Here is a 25,425-nt window from a genome sequence, read left to right as displayed (position 1 = left end):
CCTCTAGCCCGCTCCCCATGCTCAAAAACGACCTCCTGCTCCGCGCCGCGCGCGGCGAACAAACCGAACGGACGCCCGTGTGGCTCATGCGCCAGGCCGGCCGCATTCTGCCCGAGTACCGCGCCCTGCGCGCCAAGCTGAGCGGCTTCAAGGAGCTGGTGGAAACGCCCGATCTGGCAGCCGAAGTCACTATCCAGCCCATCGACGCGCTGGACGTCGACGCGGCCATCATCTTCTCCGACATTCTGGTGGTGCCCGAAGCCATGGGCCTGACCTACGAAATGGTGGAAGCCCGCGGCCCGCTGTTTCCCCAAACCGTGCAGTCGGCTGCCGACGTAGACCGCCTGCGCGTGGCCGATCCGCACGAGCACCTCGGCTACGTGCTCGACGCCATCCGCGTCACCAAGCGCGCCCTGGGCGGCCGCGTGCCGCTCATCGGGTTTGCCGGCGCGCCCTGGACGATTCTGGCTTACATGGTGGAAGGCCACGGCTCCAAGACCTTCTCCAAAGCGCGGCGGATGCTGTTTCAGGACCCCGAGCTGGCCCACCGCCTGCTGCGCAAAATCACCGACACCACCATTGCCTACCTGCGCGCCCAAATCGAGGCCGGCGCCAACCTGGTGCAGGTATTTGATTCGTGGGCCGGCATTCTGAACCCCGAGCACTACCACGAGTTTTCGGCCCGCTACATCCAGGAAATCTGTGCGGCCATGCCCGCCGATACCCCCGTGACGGTGTTTGCCAAAGGCGCCTTCTTCGCCCACCAGGATTTCGCCCAGATGCCCTGCCGCACCATCGGCCTCGACTGGAACGAAGACCCGCGCCACGTGCGCCAGCTCGTGGGCGACAAAACCCTGCAGGGCAACCTCGACCCCTGCGCCCTCTACGGTTCGCCCGAGCAGGTGCGCGCCGCCACCGTTGCCATGCTGGAGCGCTTCGGCCCGCAGCGCCACATTGCCAACCTCGGCCACGGCGTGTACCCCGACACCAACCCCGACCGCGTGAAGGTGTTCATCGAGACGGTGAAAGAGCACAGCCTGCGCATGCGCCAGGATTTGGGCTAGCATACAAAACTGTCATCCTGAGCAGAGCGAAGGACCTTTTCACCGCTGAACGAAGCTCGTAACAACGACTCATTCAACAAGGAGAAAGTCCTTCGCTTTTAGCTCAGGATGACAGGCATTTTCAGCTTACAGCACCTCGGCGGCTTCGGCTTCGGCGAGCAGGAGCTGTTTCTCGATGGGCACCACGCCCACTTGCTCGCACACGAGGCCGCCACCCAGGTTGGCCAGCCCGGCCATTGCGGCCGGGGCCAGATTTAGCGCCACGCACAGGGCAGCAATGCTGATAACGGTGTCGCCGGCGCCCGATACGTCGGAAATGGCGCGCACGTGAGCGGGCAGGTAGATGGGGCCAGTAGCGGCGTCGCAGAACACGCCGCGCTCGGAGAGCGTGACGAGCACCATGTCGGGCGAGAGGTGCGTGCGCAGCTGCTGCACGGCGTGCTCAAGGCCGGCGTTGTCGCCGTCGGCAAATTCCAGCTTCAGGCCTTCGCGCAGCTCTTTCAGGTTGGGCTTGAAGAGCGTGCAGCCGCGGTAGGCCAGAAAGTTGCGCTTTTTGGGGTCGACAACGGTGGGAATGCCCTTTTGCCGCGCCAGCGCAATGAAGCGGCCGATGCGGTCGGCATTGAGCACGCCCTTGTCGTAGTCTTCGAAAATAACCACGTCGGCGCGGTCGAGCAGTTGCTCGTAGGCCTCGCTCAGCGTGGCGTCTTCCGTGGCGCTCAGGTCGGTTTCCACTTCCGAGTCGATGCGCAGTAGCTGCTGGCCGTGGGCCAGAATGCGCTGCTTGACGGTGGTCGGCCGCTCGTCGCTGCGCACGAGGCCGTCGGCGGAAAGCTGGCGCTGATGCAGCTCGTGCAGGAGTTGGTCGCCGCCGGCATCGGTGCCGATGACGGCGCACAGCAGCGGCGTGGCGCCCAGGGCTTGGATGTTGAGGGCCACGTTGGCTGCCCCGCCGAGGCGCTGCTCGGTGCGCGTCACGTTCACCACGGGCACCGGCGCTTCGGGCGAAAGGCGGGCGGCGCGGCCCCACACGTAGGCGTCCACCATCACGTCGCCCACGATGAGCACGGTCAGGCGGTTGAAAGCGGCAAAAAGTTCGGGCAGCGTGGAGGGCGCGGGCGGAGCAGCGGGCATTGCGGGGTTCTGAGCAGGAAAGGCTGCAAAGGTAATTGTCAGTTGCCCGTTGCGAGTAGCTTGATGTGCCCGAGGTGGTGCCGACCGTGCCAGGCGTACTGCACCAAGGCCTGGTCGAGCGTGAACCAGCGCTGCAACCGCGGATGGTACAAGCGACGCTGCCACTGGGCCTCGCTCAGGTGGTGCATCAACACTACCCAACGCGTGTGCACCTGCTCCAGCAGCGCCAACGACACCGTAACGGGCGTGGCGGCTACGTCGGGCAGCTCGGCCCAGGCGCTTTCCTGAAACACGGGCACGGTGGGTTCGTCCTCGGTCAGGGCCTGCCGGAAGCGGGCGTAGAGCAGCGGGTGCATGTCGGCCAGGTGATGGATTACCTGCCGGCCGTTCCAGCCGCCGGGGCGGTAAGGCTGTTCCAGTTGTACGCCGCCGGCGGCGCGGGCCGCGGCCGTGAGTTGCGCGGGCAAGTCGGCAATCTGCTGAATGTAGACCGCGCGCTCAGCGGCGGAAAGCGGCTGCTCGGGCAGCTGCACGCGGCCGATGGGAAAGCGCAGGTGCTCGTCGGTGGGCTCGTTCATAGCGGCAAAAGAACGAATAGAACGGCTTATACAGGCGTCATGCTGAGCGTAAGCGAAGCATCTCGCGTGCTGGTCTTCCCTCGTTCAACGAAGAGTTTACAATCCAGCTAAACACGCGAGATGCTTCGGCTGCGCTCAGCATGACGTTCTACTTGTGCTCGAACACGAGCAGGTTTCTACACCAGCTTGGCGAGGCTCACTTTGATGCGGCGGAAAGCCTCGGTGAGCTTCTCGTCGGCGGCGGCGGTGCTGAAGCGCAGGCACTGCGGCGCGCCGAACGCGGCACCGTCGACGGCTGCCACGTGGCCGTCGTTGAGCAGGTACATGGCCAGGTCGTTGGCGTTCTGAATGGTGTCGCCGCTGGGCGTGGTTTTGCCGAAGTAGGCCGACACGTCGGGGAAGATGTAGAAGGCGCCGTCGGGCGTGGGCGTTTTCAGACCGGGAATGTCTTTCACGATGCCCAGCACCAGGTCGCGGCGGCGGCGGTAGGCGGTTACCATTTCGTCGGCCGAGCTGCGGCCGCCCTGCAACGCGGCTAAACCGGCGCGCTGCGTAATGGAGCACGTGGCCGAGGTAATCTGGCTTTGCATCTTCTCGCAGGCGGCCGCAATTTCTTTGCGGGCCGCCAGGTAACCGATGCGCCAGCCCGTCATGGCGTAGCCTTTGGAGAAGCCGTTGACGGTGATGACCTGGTCTTTCACGACATCAAACTGGGCCAGGCTGGCATGCTCGCCCACGAAGTTAATGTACTCGTAAATCTCGTCGGCCAACACGTATACCTGCGGGTGCTGGGCCACCACTTCGGCTATGGCCGCCAGTTCCTCCCGCGACCATACCGCGCCCGTGGGGTTGCACGGCGACGAGTACATGACCAGTTTGGTGCGGGGCGTAATGGCCTCGGCCAGCTGCGCGGCCGTCACTTTGTAGTCGTTTTCGAGCGAACCGACGAGGCGCACCGTAACGCCTTCGGCCAGGCGTACCATCTCCTCGTAGCTCACCCAGTAGGGCGAAAAAATGATGACCTCGTCGCCGGGGTTCACGAGGCTGAGCACGGCGTTGGCCAGGGCTTGCTTGGCGCCGGTGCTCACCACAATGTTTTCGGGCTTGTAGTCGAGGTGGTTTTCGCGCTTGAGCTTGTCGGCAATGGCCTGGCGCAGCTCGGGGTAGCCGGGCACGGGTGTGTAGAAAGTGTAGCCTTCGTCGAGGGCCTTCTTGGCGGCGTCCTTGATGTACTGCGGAGTCTGAAAATCAGGCTCGCCGAAGCTCAGGCTGATAACGTCGATGCCCTGGGCCGCCAGCTCGCGGGCCTTTTTGGCCATGCCAATGGTTTGGGACTCCTGCATGGCATTGATGCGGTCGGAAAGAACCAACGGGGCAAGCGCGGCAGCGGTAGACATAAGGGGAAACAGGGCTGGGTTGGGGAAACAGAGGGGAAAGACTGCAAAAATACGCAGATGCCGGCGGACCAAGGCAACACAGTACCGACGCGCCATCCTATAAGCATGAATTATATTTCATAGCTTGTCCTTCAACATTCGTTCAAGCTTGTCACCATTTTTAACTACTCTCCAAAACCTTTAATACACCCTCATACTCACGCAGGTAAAATCCTTCACTGAAACGATTATAATATTCACGATACTTCTCTTTCAACATCTCGTAATCGGGATTATTTACAAGTGAAGCCAGAATAACCCCCAAACTACCTTTTCTAATTGGGCCGGTTATCAATGAACCACTTGAATTTTGATCGTTTATTTCTGACTCGAGCACCTTTATACTAGCAAACCTCTCATAGAAAGGCAAAGCCACTGCATTAAACTGTTGTAGCAACTCACCAATACAAGGCTCTACATCAGTTGGCTTTCTTAATTCCCGCCGACTATCAATGCTTGTACCTGTATAGTTCTCAACCAAAATACCAATAGTAGGCGTGAATTTCTGATAATTCTTCTCGTAATATGAAGCCTTGTGGTATATGTCTTCGACTTGATTTTTGCGAATTAGCAGTCCTGGTACTATTTCCCAGTGTGTTGCCCGATCTAAGAATAACAATTGAAATTTATTCCATCCGTCAGAGCTTCGCTTAGTAAATTCAGCGCGAGACTTATTAAGAACGTAGCCTTGCGCACTCATGTCTACCGCAAGGGCATCCAATAAAATATTACGCAGTTCTTTTTTCACCAGTATTCTTTTATCTATTACTCCTGCCCCAGCCGGCGCAGGTTGCGCAGCACCAGCGCAAAATCGGTGGCCGGCTCGTAATCCTTAGCGTAGAGCACTTCCAAGCGGCGGCGCGTTGCCTCGGTCAGCGGCGTGTTGGCTGCCACGTGGTCGGCGGGCGACAGCACAGCACGAGGGGCGCGCTCGGGCGTGGTGGTGTGGCGCAGGCCTACCCAGGTGCGCCGGCCCAATAGCACGTTGAGCGCGTTGCCGAAGAAGCCGGCTTTCCTATCGATCGGCCAGATGAGCAGCGGCGCAGCTGCCAGCAGGCCCAGGCTCAGCAGCACGTCCAGAATGCGCTTGTTGCGGCGCTGCTGGGGCTTGTAGAGGTTCAACTCGATGTCGAGGGCGTAGTAGTCGCCGGGCGAATCTTTCGAAGACGAGCCGATGATGTACTGGCTGTCTTCGGGCAGAATTTTGAAGGCTACGTGGGGAAACCGCTCCTGCTCGTCCACCATCAGCGAAATGATGCGGTTGGCAGAGAGGTCTTTGCCGCAGAAAATCAGCTCGTCGATGGCGTAGATGCGCAGGATTTCGTCGAGCTGGCGCACTTCGCCGAGCTGGTCGTCGGCCTCACCGGCGGGCACGGGGCCGGGGCTCACGTAGCCGATGATGCGGGCCTGCACGGCGGCTTGCTCCAGCAGGGCGCGCACGCGGCGGCTTTCGGCCGGCGAGCCGACAATGGCAATGTTTTTCTGGCGCCGCTCCGAGAGGTTCAGGTCGCGGTAGCGCAGGAAGTGCGTGAGCAGGCGCCGCGCCACCATGGCCACAATGGCCCAGCCGCCGCCGAGCACAATGAGCGCCTTGGAGAAGCGCCAGGCGTCGAGGAAGTTGGAAACGGCCGAAATGAGGATGGTGCCCACGGCCACGCCGCGCACGAGGCGGGCGGTTTTGGGCGGGTCGTCGTAGGCGCCGCTGAGCCAGGCGCTGCCCAGCCAAATGGCAATGTAGGCCGGCACCGCCACCAGCATGTACTGCGGCGGATAGGCCGTGCGCACAAACTTGTGGTTGACTTCCCAATAGTGCTTGAGGAAGTACATGCCCGCGAAAATGATGAGCGCATCGAGCAGCACCGGCCAGGCCTGGTCCCAGAAGCGGCGCACCACCGCCACGCCCGCCCGAAACCAGATGGCGCCGTTAATCAGCAGCGCAAACCACCCGGCCCGCTGCGGCGCAAAGTGCTTGCGGGCGAAAATGACCATGGCGCGGTAGAACACGAACACGTAGTTCACGCTCGTGCGCTTGGTGCTTTCGCCCTTGTAGTGAATGATGCGGGTGCCGGGGAAGTAGTAGTTTTTCCAGCCGCCCTGGGTGAGCCGGTACGAGAGGTCGATATCCTCGCCGTACATGAAGTAATCTTCGTCGAGCAAGCCGACCTGGTTTAAAGCGGCGCGGCGCATGAGCATGAACGCGCCGCTGAGCACCTCAATCTCGTGGGTCTGGTCGTTGTCGAGGAAGCCGAGGTGGTAGCGGCCGAAGGTGCGCGACTTGGGAAACAGCGCCGCCAGCCCGAACACCTTGTAGAACGCCACCCACGGCGTGGGCAGCCCGCGCTTGCTCTCGGGCAGAAACTTGCCCTGGCCGTCGAGCATTTTCACGCCTAGGCCGCCGCAATCGGGGTGCGCGTCCATAAACGCGCAGCACAGGCGGAAGGTATCTTCTTCCACCACCGTATCGGGGTTCAGCAGCAGCACATGCTCGCCTCGCGATTCACGAATGGCTTGGTTGTTGGCCTTCGAGAAACCCGGGTTGTCGCGGTTGGCAATCAGGCGCACCTCGGGAAACCGCTCCCGCACCATCGCCACCGAGCCGTCGACGGAGTTGTTGTCGACCACCCACACCTCGGCCGGGGCACCCAGCTTTTCCACCGCCCGCCGCACCGACAGCAAGGTCTGCTCCAGAAAGTAGCAGACGTTGTAGTTGACGATGACGACGGAAAGCTTGACGGCAGAAGCGGGCACGGGCAAAATCAGGAGCGCGAGGGGCTGCGAAAGTTACGCAACGAAACCCTCACCCCATTTCGCCTGTGCAACCTCCGCAGCAACGGAGTGGTGCTCGTACGCTGGTGGCCTGGACCGCCCAACGCCAGCAACGATAGTGGTACTACGACTTGGAGTCGTAGTACTACTTCGGCGGTTTGCTTGAACGCTACTGAATGAAGTGCGGCCGAATCAGGTTTTCGAACGTGAAAATCTCGTTCCACTTGGCTTCGGTGAGCAGCTTCCGCTCTTCCACCGCAATCTGGTGGACCGATTTGCCCGTTTGCAGCGCCTCTTTGGCAATGCTAGCCGTGGTTTCGTAGCCGAGCACGGGGTTGAGCTGCGTGACGATGCCGATGCTGTTGCGCACCATGTCTTCGGCGTGCTTGGCGTTGGCGGTGATGCCCACCACGCACTTTTCGCGCAGCGTGTGGCAGGCACGCGTCATGTAGCTGATGCTGGTGAAGAGGGCAAAGCTGATGACCGGCTCCATCACGTTCAGCTGCAGTTGGCCGGCTTCGGCCGCCATGGTCACAGTGAGGTCGGCACCGATGACGTAGAACGCGGTCTGGTTGACTACCTCGGGCACGACGGGGTTCACCTTGCCGGGCATGATGCTGGAGCCGGGCTGCAAGGGCGGCAGGTTGATTTCGAACAAGCCGGCGCGCGGGCCCGAGGAAAGCAGGCGCAAGTCGTTGCAGATCTTGGAGAGCTTCACGGCCGTGCGCTTGAGCACGCCCGAGAGCTGCACGTAGGCGCCGGTGTCGTAGGTGGCTTCAATCAGGTCGCCGGCCAGCAGCAGGTCGAGGCCGGTGATGTCGCGCAGGTACTTGGTCACCAGGTTGGCGTAGCCGTCGGGCGCGTTTACCTGCGTGCCGATGGCGGTGGCGCCCATGTTGATTTCGCGAATCAGGTTGCGGCTGTCGTCGATGCGCAGCAGCTCCTCGCGCAGGTTGGTGGCGAAGGCGTGAAACTCGTCGCCCATGCTCATGGGCACGGCGTCCTGCAGCTGCGTGCGCCCCATTTTCAGCACGTTCCGAAACTCCTCGCCTTTGGCGGCAAAGGAATCGGCCAGCATAGCCAGCGACTCGCGGTAACCCACCAGCTTCTTGTTCAGCGCAATGCGAAAGGCCGTGGGATAGGCGTCGTTGGTGCTTTGCGAGCAGTTGACGTGGTTGTTGGGGTGGCAAAAGTCGTACTCGCCCTTGCGGCGGCCCATCAGCTCCAGGGCCACGTTGGCAATAACCTCGTTGGCGTTCATGTTCACCGACGTACCGGCCCCGCCCTGAATCATGTCGGTCAGAAACTGGTTGTCGAACTCGCCGGTAGCCACCCGGTCGCAGGCCTGGGCAATGTAGCCGGCCAGTTTGGGGTCGAGCACGCCCAGGTCGCGGTTGGCCAGGGCGGCGGCTTTTTTCACGTCGGCCAGCGCCTCCACAAACAGCGGCTCGGCGCGCAGCGGAATGCCGGTGATAGTGAAGTTTTCGAGCGCCCGCAGCGTCTGGATGCCGTAGTAATACTGGTCGGAAATGCTCCGCTCACCCAGGAAATCGTGTTCGAGGCGCGAGGTGGTCGGTGTGCCCGACGGGGTAGACGTGGCAACGGGGGACGGCTGCATACAGGGAAACAGTGTGGTTGGGCTTCTTCTACGGAAACGAAAGGTTGGGGTCGAAACGCCGCGCAATAAAGCAAAAAGCGCCCCGGCGGTTCGGCCGGGGCGCTTTTTGAAGAAGTCGTTAGCTATTGGCTTTCGAACCCAAGCCAACAGCCAATAGCCATTAGCTAACAGCTCATTTAACGGTTTTGCCGCTGACGCTCCACAATGGAGCGGCCGAGGGTAATTTCGTCGGCGTACTCCAGCTCACCGCCCACCGGAATGCCGCGGGCAATGCTGCTGATGTGCACGTCGGGAAACTCGCGCAGGCGACGCGTGAGGTAAAACGCGGTGGTGTCGCCTTCCATCGTGGGGCTGATGGCAAGAATGACTTCCTTCACTTCGCTCTCCTGCCCTTTCATGCGGTCGACGAGGGGCTCGATGTGCAAATCGGCCGGGCCAATGCCTTCGATGGGGGAAATAACGCCGCCGAGCACATGGTACACGCCTTGGTACTGCCCCGTGTTTTCGATGGCAATAACGTCGCGGATGTCGGACACCACGCACACGGTGCTACGGTCGCGCAGCGGGTTGGCGCAAATCGAGCACTCCTCGGTGTCGGAAATGTTGTAGCAGGTGGCGCAGTAGCGGATGTCGTAGCGCATCTTGGCCAAGGCTTCGGCCAGGCTGCTGGTGGTTTCGGTTTCGGCCTTTAGCAGGTGCAGCGCCAGACGCAAGGCCGTTTTGCGGCCGATGCCCGGCAGCTTGGCCAGCTCGCCGACTGCGTTTTCAATGAGTTTGGAGGGAAATTCCATCAAAGGCTAATGTGGAAAATGTGCAGAATGTGAATGAATGTGATAAATGAGGTGAGGCAGGCTGAAGCCGAAGCATTCATTTCCACATTCCGCACATTTTCACATTTCGCCTCATTCTTTACACTACGTCGGCCGAGATGCCGCGGTCGTGGATGGCGGAGCAGAGCGGGGTCAGCTCGTCGTAGGTGCCGAGCTTGACGGCGCACTGGCCTTTGTAGTGGATGAGCAGGGTGCACTGCTCGGCCTGCTCGGGCTCGTGGCCGCACACGTCGATGAGGGTACGGATGACGTGGTCGAAGGTGTTCACGTCGTCGTTGTACACGACCAAATCGCGCAGGTCGGTGGTTTCTTCGAGCAGCAGAACGTCTTCGTCGGGCGCAAACTGGGGCTTGGTGTTCATGGCGTAAAAATACGGATAGTCAGGCACAAAAACCGGGCGACCCGGGCCGCTTTTCCACGGTCGTCTATAACCATTCCCAAACGCGAATAGTTGCCTGCGGGCGGGGTTTTGTGCGGGCGGCGCGTCCGGAATTTTGGGCGTAATTTTCGGGGACCATTCCGTTGCTTTTTCACCCCGTTTCCTCGCTTTATGCATAGCTTTTCCCGGCGCGCGGCGCTGCCCGTGCTGCTGCTGGCCCTGGCCGGTCTGCCCTCGGTGGCCCAGCAGAAGCGCCTCTCGATGGAGGACGCCTACCTCAACCGCAGCCTGCAGCCCACCACGCTCAAACAACTTACCTGGATTCCCGGCTCGAAGGACGAATTCAGCTTCGCTCGAACCGAAAACGGCCAAGATGAACTGGTGCGCGGCGCGGTAGGCGGCTCGGTAAAACAAGTTGTGTCTCTGGCCACGCTCAGCCAAGCCCTGCAAGCCGCCGGCGCGCCCGCCGTGAAGGCCAGCGCCTTTCCCACGGTGCAATGGACCAGCCCCGATGCCTTCGTGGTGACCATGCCCAGCCGCGAAGTATTCCGCTACTCCACCCTCGACGGCAAAGCCACCAAGCTGTTTGGCTACGCCGCCGGCGCCGAAAACGTGGAGCTGGACCCCACTAAAACGCGCGTGGCTTATACCAAGGCGCAGAACCTGTTCATCAGCGCGGCGGGTAAGGAAAACGTGGCCGTGACCACCGAAACGAACCCGGCCATTGTGAACGGCCAAGCCGCGCACCGCTCGGAGTTCGGCATCACGAAAGGCACGTTCTGGAGCCCCAAAGGCAACAAGCTGGCCTACTACCGCATGGACCAGACGATGGTAACCGACTACCCCATCGTGGACGTGACGGAAGTGCCGGCCCAGGAAAAAGCCATCAAATACCCCATGGCCGGCGACAAAAGCCACCAAGTGACGGTGGGCGTGTACGACGTGGCTTCGGGCCAGACGGTGTTTCTGCAAACCGGCGAGCCGAAGGAGCAGTACCTGACCAACATTGCCTGGAGCCCCGACGAGAAATCGGTGTACGTGGCCGTGCTCAACCGCGACCAGAACCACCTGTGGCTGCGCCAGTACGACGCCGCCTCGGGTGCGTTGGTGAAAACCCTGTTCGAAGAAACCGACGCCGAGTACGTGGAGCCGCAGCACCCGCTGCAGTTTGTGCCCGGCCACCCCGACCAATTTGTGTGGCAGAGCGAACGGAGCGGCTACAACCACCTCTACCTCTACAACACCTCGGGCAAGCTGCTCAAGCAGCTCACCAGCGGTAACTGGCTGGTGACGGACGTCACCGGCTTCGACCCGAAAGGCAAGACCGTGTATTTCCTCAGCAACCAGGAAAGCCCCATTCAGCGGCAGTTCTACAGCGTGAGCCTGAATGGTGGCAAGCCCCGCCGCCTCTCGCCCAACGCCGGCACGCACGCCGGCTTCCTGAGCCCCTCGGGCACGTATCTGCTCGACTCGTTTAGCAGCCAGACTACGCCGCGCACGGTGAGCGTGCTGGCCACCAAAGACGGCAAACCCCAGCAACAACTGCTCAGCGCGCCCAACCCCGTGGCGGGCTACGCCTTGGGCCAAATGAAGCTGTTTCCCATCAAAGCCGCCGACGGGCAGACGGATTTGTACTGCCGCATGATTACGCCCGTGGGCTTCGACCCGGCCAAGAAATACCCGGCCGTGGTGTACGTCTACGGCGGCCCGCACGTGCAGCTCGTGACGGACTCGTGGCTGGGCGGCGGCAACCTCTGGATGCAGCTGATGGCCGAGAAAGGCTACGTGGTGTTTACCGTCGATTCGCGTGGCTCCGGCAACCGCGGGCTGCCGTTTGAGCAGGCTACGTTCCGCCAGTTGGGCACCCAGGAAATGGCCGACCAGCTTAAGGGCGTCGAGTACTTGAAATCCTTGCCCTACGTGGATGCCCAGCGCATCGGCGTACACGGCTGGAGCTTCGGCGGGTTCATGACCACCACCCTGCTCACCCGCGCCCCCGAAGGCACCTTTAAAGTAGGCGTGGCCGGCGGCCCGGTTATCGACTGGCGCATGTACGAGGTGATGTACACGGAACGCTACATGGACACGCCCGAGCAAAACCCCGAGGGCTACCAGAAGGCCAACCTGCTAGGCTACGTGCAGAACCTGAAGACGCCGCTGCTCTTGATTCACGGCACCATCGACGACGTGGTGGTGTGGCAGCACAGCCTCACCTACCTCAAAAATGCCGTCGACAACGGCGTGCAGCTCGACTACTTCGTGTACCCCGGCCACCCGCACAACGTGGCAGGCAAAGACCGGGTGCACCTCTACACCAAAATCACCAACTACCTCGACCAGTACCTGAAGCCCGAAGCCGCCCCCGCTGGCGCCAGCAACGGGCAGTAACCAGGGTCTGTCGTCCCGACGAAGGAAGGGCCTTATTACCGCAGAACGATTCGCGTATACACGACTCGTTTCCGCGTAATTAATAAGGTCCTTCCTTCGTCGGGACGATACCGGCCGATGATTGACAACTGCTAATTGATAATTGCCAATGCCCGCCCCTTCTCCCGACTTCAAACGCGCCCTCAAGCAGCTTTCCGACAAAGAGAAGGAAGACCTGTTGCTAAAAGCCGTGCGCCGCGACGCCGAACTCTACGACCTGGTGCGCTACGAGATTCTGCCCGACGTAGACCTGCGTACTTTGCTCGACGAGCACGCCGAACGCATAGCCGCGCTGCTGCAGAAAGCCAACGGCCGCGTGATGAACCGCGCCCTGTCGCGTGCCCTCGGCAAGGCCGCTAAGGAAATAGCCCGCGCCAAGCGCATCACCAAAGACAAGCGCCTCGAAGTCGATCTGAACATGTACACCCTGCGCCTCGTACTCGACGAATACCCACAGTATTTTGAGGGCTTTGTGTACGCCTTCTATGTGTCCACCGTGCGGCTGTTGCTGCGCACGGCCAAGCTCATTCCGAAGCTTCACGAAGACCTGTGGCTGGAGTACAAGCCCGAATTCGACGACATTCTGGACACGCTGCGCCGCCACGAGAAACACCGGCAGCTGCGTTACCCGCTGCCTACCGAGCTGGAATTGCCCAGTTAAGCGCGTTTGCCCACGCCACATAAAAAAGCCCCGCCGGAATTACCGACGAGGCTTTTTTGTAGCAAACAGGTGCCGCAATTAGTTGGCTTGCTGCTTGGCAATGACGTTGAAGCTCAGCGTGAAGTTGTCTTCGATGGCCTTGTCGGCGGCAGCGCCGAAGAGGGTCGAGCCGTACTTCACGTCGTACTTGGTGCGGTCCACAGTAGCCACGCCCGAGGCCGAAGCTACGCCGTCTTTCACGCCTACTTTGGCGGGGAAGGTTACCGGGTTGGTCTTGCCTTTGATGCTCAGGTTGCCGCTGATCTGGGCGTTGTTGCCGTTGGCGTCGCCTTTCAGCGGCTTGATGCTGGTAATGACGAAGGTGGCCGTCGGGTTCTTATCCACCGCGAAGAAGTCGTCGTTCTTCAGGTGCCCTACCAGCTTGCCGTTCCACTCCGGATCGGTCAGGTCGGCCACTTTAATGGAGTTCATGTCGAAGGCGAACGTGCCGCCCACAATCTGGTTGCCTTTCACTTGCACCGCGCCGTCTTTCACGGAAATGGTGCCGTTGTGCTGGCCACCTACTTTTTTACCCACCCAGCCGAGGGTGCTCAACTGGGGCTGCACGGCGTAGGCCGCGGCACCGCCTTTGGCGGCTTTCACTTGTTTTTCACCCACTTTTTGGGCGTTTGCAACGGGAGCGGCGAACATGGCGCCAACTACGAGCAGCGGAAGGATGAACTTTTTCATGGTATGGTAAGGGAACAAAAAAGGCAAAGAGAAAAGGGCCGGATGGCCGTTAGTCGCGGATTTTATCGAGCAGGGCGCTAAGCTGCGCCGCTTCGTCGGGTGTCAGGTTTTGCAACGGGCCGCGCTCCGAATCCACTTCCACGTCGAGGCGGCGGAGCAGTTCCAGCCCGGCTTCGGTGATGCGGATATCCACGGCGCGGCGGTTGCTGGGGCAGGTGGTGCGCGTTACCAACGCCTTGGCTTCGAGCTTGTCGACAATGCGCGAGGCGTTGCTGGTTTTGTCCAGCATCCGCTCGATAAGCAGGTTGACGGTGGCCGGCTTGGGGTGCTGGCCGCGCAAAATGCGCAACACGTTAAACTGCGGGAGCGTGATGCCGAAGGGACGGAAGGCACAGGCCTGCCGCAAGCCCAGCCAGTTGGCCGTAAACACCAAATTGATGAGGGCTTTCTGGTGCGAGCTTTTGAAAGTGGGCTGCTGAATTTCGTCTTCTATCTTCATCATATGCTGGATGACGCTGCAAATATATGTACATACATTTAATGTAACAACATTGGTTCCCGCTTTTTTGCTTTTGTGCCAACAAATAGCCGAGCCGGGCGAATTACCGTATGCACGGTGCATAAACCAGACCATTCGCCCGTCATGAACCAGCTGACTTCCCTCCTGCTGCTTTCGGCCGCGCTGCTGGCCGCCCCGGCCGTGCAGGCCCAAAGCACCAGCAAACCCGCCCCCAAATCCAGCACCACCGAGGCGCGCATCGATTTGCAAAACGGCGACCAGTTTGTGATGCAGAACGGCGCGGTGGTGCGCCGACGTGACGGCCAGACCACCGGCCTCAACCAAAATGTGCGCTTGCCCAACGGCACCAAAATCAACGTGAAAAGCGGCATTGTGGAGCTGTCCAACGGCAAAATCACTACGTTGAAGGAAGGCGACTACGTGAAGGCCGACGGCGGCATCATCTTCGCCACGCCGCAAAGCGCCGCCGAAGCCCGCGGCACCTCGGCCCCCGCCGACGCCAAGTTTGGCGAATACGTAGAGCGCGGCGCGGCGCCCACCGGCAACCTCGACGCCCGCCTCGCCGACATGAACCGCCGCGTGGACCTCATGGCCCAGAAAATTCAGCTGCTCAACCAGAAGATTTCGTTGCTGAGCCAGGGCAACTCCAAAGCTCCCGACACCAGCCAGCTCGACGGTCAGATTCGCTCTTTGGACGAGCAGCTGCGCGCCGTCAAGTAGCCGCAGCCATTCTAATCCTCTGTCATCCTGAGCAGAGCGAAGGACCTTCTCACCGCTGAACGAATCGTCATTACGATGGTCGTTCTGGCGTGAGAAGGTCCTTCGCTACGCTCAGGATGACAACTTTTTATCAAGCGCATCCTTATAACCCCAATAGCTCCGGCACGGCAGCCTGTGGCGCCAGCTCTCCAGCGGCTTCCTGCACTACACCAAAGGGCTCGTCGCGCACAATGAGCAGGCCGTCTAAGTCGCAGACTTCGCACAGGGCACTAACTTGCAGCGCCGACCAGATACCCAACGAGGTTTCGACCATGCAGCCGACCATGGTGCGCAGGCCGTGGGCCTGCGCCTCACGCAGCAGCCGCACGCCGTTGAGGTAGCCGCCGGCCTTCATCAGCTTCATGTTCACCATGTGAAACTGCTGCGCAATGGCCGCGAAATCGGCCGTGTCGGTTACCGATTCGTCGGCAATGAGCGGCCAGGGCGTGCGCCCGTGCAGGTAGCGGTAATCATCGGCGCAGGCGGCAGGCAACGGCTGTTCGAGCAGCTGCACATTCAGGCCGGCAATGGTTTGGGCTTCTTCAACAAAGCGCAGCAGGCCGTCGGCGTCGCGCCAGGCCTCGTTGCCATCGACCAGCAGCGGGTGGCCGGGCAGCTCGCGGGTGAAAGCGCGCAAAAGGTCGGCCCCGCCCTCCTGATTGACCTTTATTTTGATGAGAGCAAACCGCGCCAGGCCGTGCTGCTGCACAAAGGCCGGTACGGCAGCCGGCTCCATAATGGGCAGCGTGAAAGCGGTGGGCACGCTAGCAGCTGGCGCGGACACGCCCAACAGTTGCGGCACCGACTGCCCCCGCCGTAGCGCCTCGCGGTGCACGTAGGCCGACTCCAGCGCGAACCGCAAAGCATGCGCCGGTGCGGCTGCATCTAGCACTTGCGTGAGTTCCGGCAGGCTTTGCACCCGCGCCAAATCGGGCTGCAGCGCGGCAAACTGCTGGAGCAGCAAGGCCGGCGACTCGCCGTAGCGCACGTTGGGCGCGGCCTCACCCCAGCCCGCAGGCCGGCCGCTGGCATCGGCTACGCGCACAAAGAGGTTGGTCTTGGCATCGGAGGCGTTGCGCGAGATTTTCCAGGTGAAGCGCAGCGGCAACTCGCGCGGTTCGATGGACCAGTGTAGCATGAGGAACTCGGTTCGGAAACCATAATTAAGGATTCGGCGGCGAATCGCCACCGCCTTTACGGTTTGGGCCCCCTTTGGCTGCCGGCCAAACGCCTATCTTTGCTTAGTTCCGCCGCCTTGTGGCCGGCAGAAAACGACCCAATACTCTCGTTATGAAGTTGACCCGCGTGGCCGTGCCGGCGCTGGGCCTGCTGTTGCTGGCCGCTTTGCTTACTGCTTTATCCCATTACGGCGTGTTGGCCGTGCCGGCAGCGGTGCCTCTGGCGGCCCGCTGGATTGCCTTGGCAGCCATGGTGGTGTGGGCCTCGCAGCGCCGCTCGCTCACCTTTTGGATTGTGGTGAGCATGCTGGTGGGCGCCGAAGTGGGTGCCGATTTCCCCGAAACGGCCCAGAAGTTTAAGGTACTGAGCGACGTATTCCTGCGCCTCGTCAAAACCATCATTGCGCCGCTGGTATTTGCCACGCTGGTGGTGGGCATTGCCGGCCACGCCGACCTCAAGAAAGTGGGCCGCATGGGCGTAAAAGCCCTCGTGTACTTCGAAATAGTAACCACGTTTGCGCTGTTCATTGGGCTGGCGGCCATCAACCTCACCCGCGCCGGCGCCGGCATCAAGCAAGTGCCCACCGACGCCGCAGCCGACAAACTGCAGACCGTAGAGCAAACCACCTCGGATATTATCCTGCACATCTTCCCCGAAAACATTGCCAAATCGGTATCGGAGGGGCAAGTGCTGCAAGTGGTGGTATTTGCCATCATCTTCGCCATCGGCTTGGCAATGGTGCCCGGCAAACACCGCCGCCCCATGCTGGAGTGGTCGGAAAGCTTGTCGGAGGTGATGTTCAAGTTCACCAACGTGGTCATGTTTTTCGCGCCGCTGGGCGTGGGCGGCGCCATTGCCTACACCGTAGGCAAAATGGGCTTTGCGCCCCTGCTGAATGCCTTTCAGCTGCTGCTCACGCTCTACGCGGCCCTCATTGCCTTTGTGCTGCTGGTGCTGCTGCCGATGGCCCTCATTGCCCGCGTGCCCATCAAGCGGTTTGTGCAGGCCATTGCCGAGCCGGTGAGCATTGCCTTTGCCACTACGTCGTCGGAAGCGGCCTTGCCGCGGGCCATGGAAGCCATGGAAAGCATCGGCGTACCGCGCCGCGTGGTAGCTTTCGTGATGCCCACGGGCTACTCGTTCAACCTCGATGGCACCACGCTGTACCTCTCGTTGGCGGCCGTGTTTGTGGCCCAGGCCGCCGGCATCGACCTTACCATCGGGCAGCAGTTGGTAATGGTATTCACCTTGATGCTCACCAGCAAGGGCGTAGCTGGGGTACCGCGCGCTTCCCTCGTCATCTTGCTGGCCACGGTGGCTTCGTTCAACCTGCCTTCGTGGCCGGTATTCATCATTCTGGGTATCGATGCGCTGATGGATATGGCGCGCACCGCCGTAAACGTACTGGGCAACTGCTTGGCTACCGTGGTGGTGGCCCGCTGGGAAGGCGAGTTTGTGGACAACTACCACGGCGAGAACGTGCTGGAAACCGAGGTACAGTCCGACATTGCGCCGGCTGAAATGCACAGCTAAACCGTTCAGCTTCTCGCGGCATCGTTATACTGGCCGGTCACGCTTGTCGTGGCCGGCTTTTTTTGTTTGCGAATGAGTGAGGCTACTACACCGAACAGGTGTAGGTATTCGCACTGCCTCTGAAAAAATATTTTAAATAATATTTATATTTAATAATAATAAAGTTATAATTGCAGCATACTCGGCGGCCCTCCTGATTTGGTGCTATCCTGGTAATTCTACTTCCACAATTTCTGGTTTTTGCCATGCCTGCACTCTACCGCACCTTGCTGGTTACCTCACTGTGTCTGATCTTCTTGGTTGGATGCAAATCTGCTGACAAAGTGTTGTTTCAACCGTCGATATCGGCCTTATCTACCCGGCTGCCCTCGTTGGAATTGACGGTAGACAACGGACCGCTGGCCAACTCCGCCGGGGCTTGGCCCGAAGATCCGCAGAAACTGTTTGAGCGGGAAGTGCGCATGAACCTGACCGACCCCGAAGACACGGCCCGTTTTGGCTACGCCAAATTGGTGGTTACCGAAGCTGCTACCAACCGCGTGGGGCGGGCTTTGCAAGCTTTTCAACTGGCCACGCTCATGACCCCATCATTGCTCGGGTTGCCGCTGGAGTGGTACCAGACCGATATAAAAGCCGAGCTGCAAATTCTCAGTGCCCAGGGCGAAACCCTGGCTACCTATTCGGGTGTGGGCAAGTCGCGCATTAAAGTGGCCATGTACCACGGCTATTCGCAGACGCAGGCCCCGCGCCTCGCCGACCTCGAAGCCCTGCGCGTGGCTCTTGCCCAAATCAAGCCGCAACTGGACCTCGATGCTGCCCGTCTACGTTCGGCGCTGCTCACCGCGGGTCCCATCAACCACGGCACCTTGGAAGCTGCCGACACGCCCGAAAACGGAAGCCAGAACCCGGAACCGGTGACCGTGAAAGCCGAAACCACCGGGAAGTAACTCGCGCCGAGGTTGTTGCCTTTACTTACCGTAACGGCCTCAAGTCGGCCTCACTGGAGCGTTCTGTAACCTGATTCGCAATTCGTAAAACCGCTTCGCGCTGAGTCGGAGCGGTTTTTTCTTTTTTCGATTAAACTCCGGCCACGCACCTGCATCTATGAGAGCAGAAACCTCTCACCCTTCTGCCCTTACATAAACATGAAAACCACTCCCTGGCTGAAAGCCCTGGCGCTTTCTTTTTCGCTGCTGCCCGCCTCGGCAGCCGTCAATGCACAGGCGCTTCAAAGCCACGATAAAGTGGCGTTCGGCCACTCCAACGGGCTGCACAGCAAGGGCCACCCGGCTAGCAAAGAGCTGCGCGACTACACGCAGCAAAACGTGATGCCCGTGGTGCGCCAGCAGCGCCAGAAACTCGACGCCCAACTCTCGGCCGCTGACAAAACCCAGCTTGCGGGCTACCGCGCCCAACTGAAAGCCGTGCGCGAGAAAAGCCACGCGTTTCGCCAGAGCCTGCGTCCCGAAGGCACCGCCAAGGGCCAACCGGGCCAGCGCCCCGAGCTGACCGAAGCCCAGCAGCAGCAGCAGCAGCAATTCCGCTCGGAGCAGCACGCCGTGATGCTGAACGTGGCCCAACTGGCTCAGAAATACAGCACCAACATTCAGCAGCTGGCCGCCGAAGTGCAGCCCCAGCGCGAGAAGTGGGCCGCCGATATGAAAGCCATTGTGCTGAAAAACGCCACGCCCGAGCAGCAGCAGAAAATGCAGCAGCACCAGAATAAAGCAGGCAAAGCCGGCTTCGGCGGCAAGCACCACGGCGGCCACGGCAGCATGCATAAGTACTTTGCGCCGACCCGCTTTCTGCTAATGGACCCCAACGCACCGGCCAAAGCCGAGGCCTCCGGCGCCAGCGGTGGCCGTGCTGCCCTCTACCCCAATCCGGCTTCGGCCACCCAACGCCTGGAGTATGAGGTGAAGAAAGAAGGCACCGTGAAAGTAGAGCTGCTGAACGAGAAAGGCATCACCCTGCGCACCCTGCAGGACGGCAAGCTCGACAAGGGCGCTCAGTCGCTCGACGTGAACCTCTCGGACCTGCCCCGCGGTACCTACTACTACAAAATCACGGGCAAAGGGCTGAACGAAACCCGGCGCTTCGTGAAAGAATAACACGCCTGGCGCGTTACTGGCAGCGGCCGGCTCCTTTGCGGGAGCCGGCCGTTTGGCTTTCTGCGTATGGCTGGTAAGGCGTTGTGCCAATTGCTTGCGGCGTACTTTTAGCGCGGCAGCCGGGCCCACCCATTACAGCCTGACCGATGCCGCGCTTTTTTCTCTGTCACCTGAAAATTCTGCCTGCCGTGCCCCGCTTGTTTGTTGTGCTGTCGTTGTTGCTGAGTGCGGGGGTGCTGGCCGGTTGCTGCGGCGCCGTTTCCTGCGACTGTCAGGACGAACGCGACGACGCGCTGTTCTTCCGCTACAGCACCGACACCACGGGCACCGGCACCGGGTTTCGCGCCGCCGAGGTAGATACCGTGGTGGTGGTGCGCTACGTGCACCCCGACGACGCCACCACGGCCGGCAACGACACCGTGCGCCTGGTGCGGCCCCGCGCCACGGCCGCCGCTACGCCCGTCATCATCGACAACGCCACGCCGTTTGCGGTGCGCTCCGGGCGCAAGCTCAGCGCCTACCGCTACGCCCTGCTGCTGCCCGGCCGGCAGCGCCTGCGCCCGGTGCAGCGCGACACCATCAGCGGCATCGAATTGCAAGGCAAGCTCGACTCCGACGGCTGCTGTACCTGCTACCAAAACACCACGAAATCGTTGCTGGTGAACCGCCAGCGGGTAGATGCCCACGACCCCACGAGCCAGGACGAGCCGGTGGAAGTGGAGTTGCGCCGCCGGTAGGGCCGGCCGGTACGTCCGGCCCGCCTGCTGCTGCGTATAGTTGTGCAGGTCAAGCGCCGCCTCCTTTCCATTTATGCCCAACCCCGTCACTCCCCCGCCGGCTCCCGAGTCGGTGGCTTCCGTATTTCAAACCACCCTCAGCTTCGAGCCGCTCATTGCTTGGTGGCAGGCCCGCATCGACGACCCCAACCCCGGGCTGGCGCTGCTGGCCCGCGGCATCATGCGCGAAGTGGAAAAGCACCCCGAGCTGCGCGGCCTCCAAACCGACCCGCAAATCCTGGAGAAGCACGCCACGCTCGTAGCTTCGCTGATGGTGGCGGTGTTTCCGCCCGCCTCGTTTTCTACCGACATCATTGGGGCGGTGCCGCCTTTTCAGCGCTTCAGTTTCTACCACACCCCGCGTTTTGCCGAGGTGCTGCTCAGCACCGACCGCCGCGTGAAGCAGCCGCTCAATATCGACTCGGCTAGCATGGAGCACTACATGGTGCAGATGGTGTATTTCCTGATTCTGGAAAAGCTCTACGGCATGACCCTGCCGGGCACCGGCACCATCATTTTCACCGTGCCCGACTACAACATGGGCCTGTACCGCCACTATTCGGTGGTGTTCAACTCCTCGTTTCTCGACGTGCACGTGGTGGGCCAGCGGCCCGAACTCACGCCCGACCAGCTGGAGCAGTTGGCCCGCAACCCGCGCAACCAGCAGCTGTGGCGGGAGCTGCTGCCGCCCGAAAACTTTTCTCTCGAAGGCTTCAACCTGCTCCAACTCACCGACGTTACCAATCAGGAAATCCTTTCCGAGCTGAAGTACGACCTGCTGGAGCGCGACGTGCTGCAAGCCGCCGACCGCCTCGAGCAGATCCAGGAAAAGATGCGGGTGCTCTTTGGCCGGCCGGCCCTGCAGCTGGGCATTGCGGCCTACGACGACAAGAAAAAGGCCTTCGTGGACTTCGGCCGGCGCATCAACCACTCGTTTCTGATGAAGCAGCTGCAGCGCCAGCACGCCACCTCGGGCTTCCGGCGCATCTACCAGCAGCTCTTGCAGGAGCGCCGCCCGCTGGTGCTCGAAGACGTGCAGGAAGCCGACATTCCGAGTGATTTGCGCGAGCAGCTGCTCAGCATCGGCATCCGCTCGGTCATCTTGGCCCTGCTGCCCTACGGCGACGACGCTGTGGGCTTGCTGGAAATCGGCTCGCCCAACGCCGGCGACCTGACCCAGTTCGACCTCGACAAGGTAACGGCCTTCCAGCCGCTGTTTGCCGTGGCCGTGAAGCGCAATGCCGAAGAGCTACAAACCCGCGTGCAGGCCGTTATCAAGGAAAAATTCACAGCCATTCACCCGGCTCTGGAGTGGCGCTTTACCGACGCCGCCCTGAGCCTGCTGGAAAAGATTGACGAGGGCAACAAGAGCGCCGAAATCGAGCCCATCGTGTTCCACGACGTGTACCCGCTCTTCGGCTCGGCCGATGTGCGCGGCTCCAGCACGGCCCGCAACGAAGCCATCCAGGGCGACCTGATTGAGCACCTCACCCTGGCCAACCGCGTGCTCAAGAAAGCCACCGAGTTTCAGGCCCTGCCCATTCTCGACGAGCTGAAGTTTTACGTCACCAAAAACCTGCGGCGGCTGAAGCAGGGCATTTTGTCGGGCGACGAGGTGAGCATCTTCGAGTCGCTGAAAAACGAGGTGGAACCGCTGTTTCAGTACCTGGCTCAGCACACGCCCGAGTTGCGGGCCGTCATTGCCGAGTACTGGAACAACATCGACCCCGAGCTGGGCATTCTGTACAAGCGACGCAAGGCCTTTGAAGAAAGCATCACCCGCCTCAACGACGCCGTGAGTGACTTTCTGGACGAAGAGGACCGCAAGGCCCAGCAGATGTACCCGCACTACTTCCAGCGCTTCAAAACCGACGGCGTGGAATACAACGTGTACGTGGGCGCCTCGCTGGTGCACGACAAGCCCTTCGACCTGATTTTCCTGAAGAACCTGCGCCTGTGGCAGCTGCTGGTGAGCTGCGAGGTGGCCCGCCTCACCCACCGCCTCAAGCCCACCCTGCCCCTCCCGCTCGATATTACGCAGCTGCTGCTCATTCACAGCCAGTCGCTCAGCATCCGTTTCCGCGCCGACGAAGGCCAGTTCGACGTGGACGGCGCCTACAACATCCGCTACGAAATCATCAAGAAGCGTATCGACAAAGCCGTGGTGCTGGGCACCGGTGAGCGGCTGACGCAGCCCGGCCACATTGCCCTGGTGTACTCGCAGCCCCGGGAAGCCGCCGAATACCACGAATACATCGATTACCTGCAGGACCGCCACTTGCTGGAGCCCGAGGTGGAAGAGCTGGAGCTGGACGAACTGCAAGGCGCCAAAGGCCTGCTGGCGCTGCGCGTGAAGGTGAAAATGGAGGAGTAGCGGCTACGCACGGCGCAGCCGCTGCCGAACCGTGAGCTGCACCAGCACCAGCCAGCTTACGGCCGCCGCGAATCCCGCCAGCACGTCGGTAGGGTAGTGCACGTGCAGGTAGATGCGCGTGAGGCCGATGAGCACCGCCCACAGCAGCAACACCGCCGCCCACACCGGGTGCCGACCGTGGCGGCGCAGCTGCCAAGCCAGCATGCCGTAGAGGGCCAGCCCAATCATGGCGTGGCCGCTGGGGAAGCTCAGACCGGGCTGCGCCAGCAACGCCGACAGCGGCCGCACGCGCCCAAAGCCTATTTTGAGGAGTTGATTCAAGAGCGCCGCACCGGCCACGGCCGCCAGCAGCTCCACCGATTCGCGGCGCAGCTTAAGCCACCACAGCAGCGCCGGCAAGCTGAGCCCCGCCACCACGAACCACAGCGCCGAACCGAAAAACGTGAGCCGCAGCACCCAGGGGGTGAGGCCGGGCACGGCGGCGCGTAAGGCATCAAACCAGCCGAATACCTGTTGGTCGAAGGCTTCGGGGCCGTCGACAAAGACCAGCTTGGTGAGCAGCAAAAAGGCCAAGAACGCACCGAACAACACGCCGCCCAGCACCAACAGCTCGGCGGTGAGTAGCTCGGCAAGACGCAGCAGAAAACGGGACAATCGGCTCATGCAGCAGGCAGTGGCGGGCGGAATGCTCTACGCGGCCCAGACTGCGGCCGATACTTGCAACCCCCGAAAACACGAAAGCCGGCCCTTTCGGAACCGGCTTTCGAGGTTGTGCGCTCGGAGAGACTCGAACTCTCACACCTTTCGGAACTGCCGCCTGAAGACAGCGCGTCTACCAATTTCGCCACAAGCGCAGCGGAGCGTTTCAAAGCTGCTTTTCCGTTTGGGAGAAGCGAAACGTGGGACAAAAGTAGTGCATGAAGCCCGTAGGAGTCAAGCCGCGCGCCTATTTTTTTGTTAACACGGCGGTTGCAGGCTGACAATCAAGCTTAAATTTTTCCTGGCGACCCGGCCGAAGCCTCGTTTGGCACACCGGGCCGCACGCGCCGTTTGGTGAACAGCTCGATGCGCTTGAGCAAGGGCAGCGCCACCAGCAGCCACAGCAAACCGGCCGCAAACCCGGCCAGCACGTCGGAGGCGTAGTGCACCCGCAGGTATACCCGGGTGAGGCCAATGAGCAGGATGAGCGCCGACAGCAGCACCGTGAGCAGCCAGCGCAACGAGCGGTTTTCCACGTGCTGCCACGTGAGGTAGATGAGCAGGCCGTAGAACGAGGCCGAAATCATGGCGTGGCCGCTGGGGAAGCTCAGGCCCGAGGCCGAGGTGAGGGGCAACTGCGGCCGGGGGCGGTTGTAGAAGTTCTTGAGCAGCAAATTGAGCGTGATGCTGCCCAGGGCCACCACCGGCACTTTCAGCGAGTACCAGCGGTGCTTGCGAATGAGCAGGAAGTACCCGATGATGCTGAGGGCCGCCACAATGATGAAGTTGCGCGAGGCCATAAACGTCATGAAGTCCACCCACCGGCGGTTGTTTTCGCCCAAAAACCAGTGCGACCAGCTGAAGGCGGCCTCGTCGAAGTCCACCTGCCCGTCGCCGAGCACCTGCCGGCCCAGCGCCAGAAACACCACCACGCCGACGGTGCCCACGAGCAAAATCAGGGCAAACTCGGTAACGAACAGCACCACGCCGGCCAGCAGGCGGCGCACATGAGCGGTGAGCATAGGCATCGGGCAAAGCGTGTGTACCGAACAACGCAAATTGGCCGGCCAGGGATGTATACCGTCGGGCCGCCGCCCCGTACTGTCGGGTGAGGCCCGGCTCTGCACCTGGAGCGGCCTTGTCCACCGATGTCCGTTCCCGATTTCGATTTCGTGGCCGCGTTTTACGACCCGCTGGCCCGGCTGGTATTTGGCCGTACGCTGGTGCGGGCCCAGCAGGCGGCCCTGCGCCACGGCCTGCCGCCGGGCGCGCCGCGGGTGCTGTTCATTGGCGGCGGCACCGGCCGGGTGCTGCCCGATGTGCTGGCATTTCAGGGCGCCGCGCAGGTCACGTACGTCGAGGCGTCGGCCGAAATGCTGCGCCGGGCCCAAGACATGTTTGCCCAAATTGCGCCCGGCGCCGCAGCGCAGGTCACTTTCATCCACGGCACCGAGGCCGACCTGCCGCCCGATGCGCAGTTTGACGCCGTGGCCGCGTTCTTCCTGTTCGACTTGTTTACCGAAGCCGAGCTGGCCGCCTTGCTGGACCACCTGCAACGGCACGCCCACGCCGGCACGCGCTGGCTGGTGGCCGATTTCGCGCCGGCCCGCCGGTTCTGGCAACACGGCCTGCAGTGGCTGATGTACCGGTTTTTCCGGCGCGCCTCGGGCGTAACGGGCAGGCAGCTGCCCGACATTGCGGCCGCGCTGGGCCAGCTGGGCCTCCAGCGCCAGTGGCAGCAGCACTGGGCCGATGGGCTGGTGGAAGCATCGGTGTGGGAATAGCCCCTCGGCCCGCAACGAAGGTCGTGCTTTTGCGTCTGCTGAGCGCGCCGTACTTTCGGCAGCCATTC

The 25,425-nt window shown here is 61.5% G+C and carries 23 protein-coding genes and 1 tRNA gene; 10 read left to right on the top strand and 14 right to left on the bottom strand.

All coding sequences use genetic code 11. The features are described from left to right. Positions 1 to 17: 17 nt before the first annotated feature. Entirely contained in the window at positions 18 to 1,064 is a 1,047-nt protein-coding gene (gene hemE, locus F0P96_RS13390) for a uroporphyrinogen decarboxylase (protein ID WP_151079401.1), read from the top strand. A gap of 126 nt (positions 1,065 to 1,190) precedes the next feature. Here the strand turns inward: hemE and F0P96_RS13385 are convergent, their stop codons facing one another. From F0P96_RS13385 to F0P96_RS13350, 8 genes are all read right to left on the bottom strand, one after another. Beyond that, positions 1,191 to 2,198, bottom strand: a complete 1,008-nt coding sequence (locus F0P96_RS13385; RefSeq protein WP_151079400.1) for a bifunctional heptose 7-phosphate kinase/heptose 1-phosphate adenyltransferase — start codon at positions 2,196 to 2,198, stop codon at positions 1,191 to 1,193. 38 nt (positions 2,199 to 2,236) lie between these two features. Further along, positions 2,237 to 2,776, bottom strand: a complete 540-nt coding sequence (locus F0P96_RS13380) for a YfiT family bacillithiol transferase (RefSeq protein ID WP_151079399.1) — start codon at positions 2,774 to 2,776, stop codon at positions 2,237 to 2,239. Between the two features lie 176 nt (positions 2,777 to 2,952). Beyond that, positions 2,953 to 4,173, bottom strand: a complete 1,221-nt coding sequence (locus F0P96_RS13375; protein WP_151079398.1) for a pyridoxal phosphate-dependent aminotransferase — start codon at positions 4,171 to 4,173, stop codon at positions 2,953 to 2,955. A 160-nt stretch (positions 4,174 to 4,333) separates the two neighbouring features. Next, positions 4,334 to 4,960: a hypothetical protein gene (locus F0P96_RS13370; RefSeq protein ID WP_151079397.1), complete on the bottom strand. Its 627-nt coding sequence runs from the start codon at positions 4,958 to 4,960 to the stop codon at positions 4,334 to 4,336. A gap of 17 nt (positions 4,961 to 4,977) precedes the next feature. Continuing rightward, on the bottom strand, positions 4,978 to 6,960 hold the full coding sequence (locus tag F0P96_RS13365; RefSeq protein WP_151079396.1) for a glycosyltransferase family 2 protein: 1,983 nt from the start codon (positions 6,958 to 6,960) through the stop codon (positions 4,978 to 4,980). 187 nt (positions 6,961 to 7,147) lie between these two features. Beyond that, entirely contained in the window at positions 7,148 to 8,596 is a 1,449-nt protein-coding gene (gene aspA / locus F0P96_RS13360; RefSeq protein WP_151079395.1) for an aspartate ammonia-lyase, read from the bottom strand. A 176-nt stretch (positions 8,597 to 8,772) separates the two neighbouring features. Continuing rightward, a complete protein-coding gene (gene recR / locus F0P96_RS13355) occupies positions 8,773 to 9,387 on the bottom strand; it encodes a recombination mediator RecR (RefSeq protein ID WP_151079394.1) in 615 nt (204 codons plus the stop codon). Between the two features lie 118 nt (positions 9,388 to 9,505). Next, entirely contained in the window at positions 9,506 to 9,787 is a 282-nt protein-coding gene (locus tag F0P96_RS13350; protein ID WP_151079393.1) for an ATP-dependent Clp protease adaptor ClpS, read from the bottom strand. A 189-nt stretch (positions 9,788 to 9,976) separates the two neighbouring features. Here F0P96_RS13350 and F0P96_RS13345 point away from each other — a divergent pair, with 189 nt between their 5' ends. Together F0P96_RS13345 and F0P96_RS13340 are read left to right on the top strand one after the other, a co-directional pair. After that, entirely contained in the window at positions 9,977 to 12,193 is a 2,217-nt protein-coding gene (locus F0P96_RS13345) for a S9 family peptidase (protein ID WP_151079392.1), read from the top strand. Positions 12,194 to 12,341: 148 nt separating this feature from the next. Continuing rightward, the gene (locus tag F0P96_RS13340; protein ID WP_151079391.1) at positions 12,342 to 12,893 is read left to right on the top strand and encodes a hypothetical protein; all 552 of its coding nucleotides are present in this window, start codon (positions 12,342 to 12,344) and stop codon (positions 12,891 to 12,893) included. A 78-nt stretch (positions 12,894 to 12,971) separates the two neighbouring features. On the opposite strand, the gene F0P96_RS13335 is transcribed toward F0P96_RS13340, so the two are convergent. Then, positions 12,972 to 13,622: a YceI family protein gene (locus F0P96_RS13335; RefSeq protein ID WP_151079390.1), complete on the bottom strand. Its 651-nt coding sequence runs from the start codon at positions 13,620 to 13,622 to the stop codon at positions 12,972 to 12,974. A 49-nt stretch (positions 13,623 to 13,671) separates the two neighbouring features. Next, entirely contained in the window at positions 13,672 to 14,124 is a 453-nt protein-coding gene (locus F0P96_RS13330) for a MarR family winged helix-turn-helix transcriptional regulator (protein ID WP_338074395.1), read from the bottom strand. A 141-nt stretch (positions 14,125 to 14,265) separates the two neighbouring features. Between F0P96_RS13330 and F0P96_RS13325 the strand changes: the two genes are divergently transcribed. Continuing rightward, entirely contained in the window at positions 14,266 to 14,862 is a 597-nt protein-coding gene (locus F0P96_RS13325) for a DUF6799 domain-containing protein (protein ID WP_151079389.1), read from the top strand. 142 nt (positions 14,863 to 15,004) lie between these two features. On the opposite strand, the gene F0P96_RS13320 is transcribed toward F0P96_RS13325, so the two are convergent. After that, positions 15,005 to 16,039, bottom strand: coding sequence for a dipeptide epimerase (locus F0P96_RS13320; RefSeq protein WP_151079388.1), 1,035 nt, complete (start codon positions 16,037 to 16,039; stop codon positions 15,005 to 15,007). A gap of 152 nt (positions 16,040 to 16,191) precedes the next feature. Here F0P96_RS13320 and F0P96_RS13315 point away from each other — a divergent pair, with 152 nt between their 5' ends. From F0P96_RS13315 to F0P96_RS13295, 5 genes are all read left to right on the top strand, one after another. Beyond that, positions 16,192 to 17,613 carry a dicarboxylate/amino acid:cation symporter gene (locus F0P96_RS13315; protein ID WP_151079387.1) on the top strand — a complete coding sequence of 474 codons (1,422 nt, stop codon included), beginning with the start codon at positions 16,192 to 16,194 and terminating at the stop codon, positions 17,611 to 17,613. Between the two features lie 245 nt (positions 17,614 to 17,858). Then, positions 17,859 to 18,560: a hypothetical protein gene (locus tag F0P96_RS13310; protein WP_151079386.1), complete on the top strand. Its 702-nt coding sequence runs from the start codon at positions 17,859 to 17,861 to the stop codon at positions 18,558 to 18,560. A 198-nt stretch (positions 18,561 to 18,758) separates the two neighbouring features. Then, positions 18,759 to 19,724 (top strand): T9SS type A sorting domain-containing protein, encoded by a 966-nt coding sequence (locus F0P96_RS13305; RefSeq protein ID WP_151079385.1) that lies wholly within the window; start codon positions 18,759 to 18,761, stop codon positions 19,722 to 19,724. A gap of 146 nt (positions 19,725 to 19,870) precedes the next feature. Then, the gene (locus tag F0P96_RS13300; protein WP_151079384.1) at positions 19,871 to 20,461 is read left to right on the top strand and encodes a hypothetical protein; all 591 of its coding nucleotides are present in this window, start codon (positions 19,871 to 19,873) and stop codon (positions 20,459 to 20,461) included. Positions 20,462 to 20,534: 73 nt separating this feature from the next. Beyond that, positions 20,535 to 22,874, top strand: a complete 2,340-nt coding sequence (locus F0P96_RS13295; RefSeq protein WP_151079383.1) for a GAF domain-containing protein — start codon at positions 20,535 to 20,537, stop codon at positions 22,872 to 22,874. 3 nt (positions 22,875 to 22,877) lie between these two features. Here the strand turns inward: F0P96_RS13295 and F0P96_RS13290 are convergent, their stop codons facing one another. The 3 genes from F0P96_RS13290 to F0P96_RS13280 all read right to left on the bottom strand — a co-directional run bounded on the left by F0P96_RS13290 (position 22,878) and on the right by F0P96_RS13280 (position 24,595). Further along, positions 22,878 to 23,537 (bottom strand): phosphatase PAP2 family protein, encoded by a 660-nt coding sequence (locus tag F0P96_RS13290; RefSeq protein WP_151079382.1) that lies wholly within the window; start codon positions 23,535 to 23,537, stop codon positions 22,878 to 22,880. Positions 23,538 to 23,646: 109 nt separating this feature from the next. After that, positions 23,647 to 23,728, bottom strand: a tRNA-Leu gene (locus F0P96_RS13285). Between the two features lie 135 nt (positions 23,729 to 23,863). After that, complete coding sequence (locus F0P96_RS13280) at positions 23,864 to 24,595, bottom strand: phosphatase PAP2 family protein (RefSeq protein ID WP_151079381.1); 732 nt, start codon at positions 24,593 to 24,595, stop codon at positions 23,864 to 23,866. A 126-nt stretch (positions 24,596 to 24,721) separates the two neighbouring features. Here F0P96_RS13280 and F0P96_RS13275 point away from each other — a divergent pair, with 126 nt between their 5' ends. Further along, the gene (locus F0P96_RS13275) at positions 24,722 to 25,357 is read left to right on the top strand and encodes a class I SAM-dependent methyltransferase (protein WP_151079380.1); all 636 of its coding nucleotides are present in this window, start codon (positions 24,722 to 24,724) and stop codon (positions 25,355 to 25,357) included. Positions 25,358 to 25,425 lie beyond the last annotated feature (68 nt).

The sequence above is a fragment of the Hymenobacter busanensis genome, assembly GCF_008727865.1.
GTDB classification, from domain to species: domain Bacteria; phylum Bacteroidota; class Bacteroidia; order Cytophagales; family Hymenobacteraceae; genus Solirubrum; species Solirubrum busanense.
Note: the sequence above shows the minus strand (reverse complement) of the source record. Positions and strands in the feature narration are given on the sequence as shown.

What these genes read in the sequence shown, in the direction of transcription:
- hemE (WP_151079401.1), top strand. Translation starts at nt 18, where the DNA reads ATGCTCAAAAACGACCTCCTGCTCCGCGCCGCGCGCGGCGAACAAACC.
- F0P96_RS13385 (WP_151079400.1), bottom strand. Translation starts at nt 2,198, where the DNA reads ATGCCCGCTGCTCCGCCCGCGCCCTCCACGCTGCCCGAACTTTTTGCC.
- F0P96_RS13380 (WP_151079399.1), bottom strand. Translation starts at nt 2,776, where the DNA reads ATGAACGAGCCCACCGACGAGCACCTGCGCTTTCCCATCGGCCGCGTG.
- F0P96_RS13375 (WP_151079398.1), bottom strand. Translation starts at nt 4,173, where the DNA reads ATGTCTACCGCTGCCGCGCTTGCCCCGTTGGTTCTTTCCGACCGCATC.
- aspA (WP_151079395.1), bottom strand. Translation starts at nt 8,596, where the DNA reads ATGCAGCCGTCCCCCGTTGCCACGTCTACCCCGTCGGGCACACCGACC.
- recR (WP_151079394.1), bottom strand. Translation starts at nt 9,387, where the DNA reads ATGGAATTTCCCTCCAAACTCATTGAAAACGCAGTCGGCGAGCTGGCC.
- F0P96_RS13350 (WP_151079393.1), bottom strand. Translation starts at nt 9,787, where the DNA reads ATGAACACCAAGCCCCAGTTTGCGCCCGACGAAGACGTTCTGCTGCTC.
- F0P96_RS13345 (WP_151079392.1), top strand. Translation starts at nt 9,977, where the DNA reads ATGCATAGCTTTTCCCGGCGCGCGGCGCTGCCCGTGCTGCTGCTGGCC.
- F0P96_RS13340 (WP_151079391.1), top strand. Translation starts at nt 12,342, where the DNA reads ATGCCCGCCCCTTCTCCCGACTTCAAACGCGCCCTCAAGCAGCTTTCC.
- F0P96_RS13335 (WP_151079390.1), bottom strand. Translation starts at nt 13,622, where the DNA reads ATGAAAAAGTTCATCCTTCCGCTGCTCGTAGTTGGCGCCATGTTCGCC.
- F0P96_RS13330 (WP_338074395.1), bottom strand. Translation starts at nt 14,124, where the DNA reads ATGATGAAGATAGAAGACGAAATTCAGCAGCCCACTTTCAAAAGCTCG.
- F0P96_RS13325 (WP_151079389.1), top strand. Translation starts at nt 14,266, where the DNA reads ATGAACCAGCTGACTTCCCTCCTGCTGCTTTCGGCCGCGCTGCTGGCC.
- F0P96_RS13320 (WP_151079388.1), bottom strand. Translation starts at nt 16,039, where the DNA reads ATGCTACACTGGTCCATCGAACCGCGCGAGTTGCCGCTGCGCTTCACC.
- F0P96_RS13315 (WP_151079387.1), top strand. Translation starts at nt 16,192, where the DNA reads ATGAAGTTGACCCGCGTGGCCGTGCCGGCGCTGGGCCTGCTGTTGCTG.
- F0P96_RS13310 (WP_151079386.1), top strand. Translation starts at nt 17,859, where the DNA reads ATGCCTGCACTCTACCGCACCTTGCTGGTTACCTCACTGTGTCTGATC.
- F0P96_RS13305 (WP_151079385.1), top strand. Translation starts at nt 18,759, where the DNA reads ATGAAAACCACTCCCTGGCTGAAAGCCCTGGCGCTTTCTTTTTCGCTG.
- F0P96_RS13300 (WP_151079384.1), top strand. Translation starts at nt 19,871, where the DNA reads ATGCCGCGCTTTTTTCTCTGTCACCTGAAAATTCTGCCTGCCGTGCCC.
- F0P96_RS13295 (WP_151079383.1), top strand. Translation starts at nt 20,535, where the DNA reads ATGCCCAACCCCGTCACTCCCCCGCCGGCTCCCGAGTCGGTGGCTTCC.
- F0P96_RS13290 (WP_151079382.1), bottom strand. Translation starts at nt 23,537, where the DNA reads ATGAGCCGATTGTCCCGTTTTCTGCTGCGTCTTGCCGAGCTACTCACC.
- F0P96_RS13280 (WP_151079381.1), bottom strand. Translation starts at nt 24,595, where the DNA reads ATGCTCACCGCTCATGTGCGCCGCCTGCTGGCCGGCGTGGTGCTGTTC.
- F0P96_RS13275 (WP_151079380.1), top strand. Translation starts at nt 24,722, where the DNA reads ATGTCCGTTCCCGATTTCGATTTCGTGGCCGCGTTTTACGACCCGCTG.